At 37.0% G+C, this 1,787-nt stretch carries 1 protein-coding gene; it reads right to left on the bottom strand.

All coding sequences use genetic code 11. From position 1 onward, the window contains the following. On the bottom strand, positions 1-1,787 hold a 1,787-nt coding region (locus ACKI5B_RS08675; RefSeq protein WP_407427815.1), incomplete at both ends, for an AIPR family protein.

The raw sequence follows: 1,787 nt of genomic DNA, 5'->3' as shown, positions 1-1,787 counted from the left end.
AGAATATAAGACATGATTTTGCCACTGCTCAAATAGTCACTCATATTCTTGTTGTTTTTCTCTTTGAACAGCTGCTTTGCCTTTGTAAAGATTTCCAGACCTTTTTCAAATTCTTCCAGAATATCATCCGGATTCTTTAACAAAGTCAGAATCTTCTTTGCAACTTCTTCAGCTTTTTCGGTATCATTCAAAGAAATTTTTGCAGGACAGATACTGCGTTTTACAAGGTAACATACTGCCGGTTTTGCACTTCGTAGTGTGGCAGGAATCCTGTTTTCATAAAGCAGTTTGTCATAAGCAGAATAAAGACTTGCCGCAGCGTAATAGCAGATTTCTTTGTGGTTATCACTGAAAACCTGATTCTTATACATTGAAATCAGTTTTACTTCAGAATTAGTTGCATCATAAGGTGAATCAAACCAGACAGCCACCGTGCTCTGAATCAAAGAACGGAATGTACACTTCTGATAGCCACAGATATTTTCATTCATCAAAGATTTTGAACGTCGCTCATAATAAACATGGCGTGTTTCAGCTACATCACTGTAATTACGGAAGAACTGCTCCAGTTTCTTGTGATATTCCTTCGTAATTTCATTAATCATGTCGTGAACAATGTTCTGATTATTATTTGCACTTACAATCGAGTTAATGGACTCGGTTTCATTCGTTGAAATAATACGTGCAAAAACCTTCACTTTTGAAACATCCAGCCCTTCTTTATGAGCATAATAAAGTACACTGCAGGTCTGGCATCCGTTTACAATCTGAGGATTTGTAACTCTTACCGTATTCAGGTTCGGGTATTCCAGTCTGTTTGCAAGAATTGTGATTCCGTTGTTTCGCAGAATAAAACTTTCAGGTGCTGTTCGGATAGTTTCTTTAATAGACTGATTTACATTTGTGTTTCCCTGGTAATCGCGTACATTCTCTTCAAAAAGCCCACGTTTTAAGTTTCCGGTTGTTTCATCAATCAAAATACCAAGTAAATCCGTTGCGTTGATAATAGCAGCACAGCCCATAACAGCTTCATCACCACTAAGCTGAAGAGGGGTTCCCTGTAAAGCAAGCTTTGCTGAGTATGATTCAGTTTCATTGAGCGTAATCTTCTGCAGACGTTTTTCATCAATAAAGACAGGTGATTCTATCTGGTAAATCCCGTTTTCAAATCGGGCAGCCGCTTTTTTTAAGGTTTCAAAAGAGCCCAGAACTTCGCTGGAATTAGTCCAGGTAGCATTAGCAGCAGCATAAAAAAGCCTGATATCAATATGGCTCATTTCCGTCCAGTACTGAACGTTTTCCAGAAGTTCATTTTTAATATTGAACCAGTACTGTACTTTAGGATTCAGCTTTCTGGAAGATTCTCGTTCCAAAAAATTCTGCACGCCCAAAATAAAAGTGCTTATTTCCTTTAAATCAAACTTATCCTTACACTTAGATTGAATCAAAATGATTTCAGCGGAGCGGATTGTCTTATCCTTTTCAATAATGAAGTTCAGAAAATCAAGACTTGTAATAATGTGACCGTTAATACGGATACAGATACTGTCGATTCCGGAATCAAAATAATAATCTACACAGATAAGGTCTAGCAGTCCTTCATCATTATTGATACTGTTTGGAGCATCATTTTCGATTATCGCCTGTGTCAACATTCGTTCAAAAATAACACCATCACGCTGATCGTTTCCCGCATGTTCCTTTCTGTAAATATCAAGAAGATTTTTTACAGTGCTTTTGTTATTGAGTGGAGTTTCATCAAAATAAGTTTTTACATCCTGAATAAT

Origin of the sequence: Treponema sp., from assembly GCF_045657965.1 — a bacterium.
GTDB lineage: Bacteria > Spirochaetota > Spirochaetia > Treponematales > Treponemataceae > Treponema_D.
Note: the sequence above shows the minus strand (reverse complement) of the source record. Positions and strands in the feature narration are given on the sequence as shown.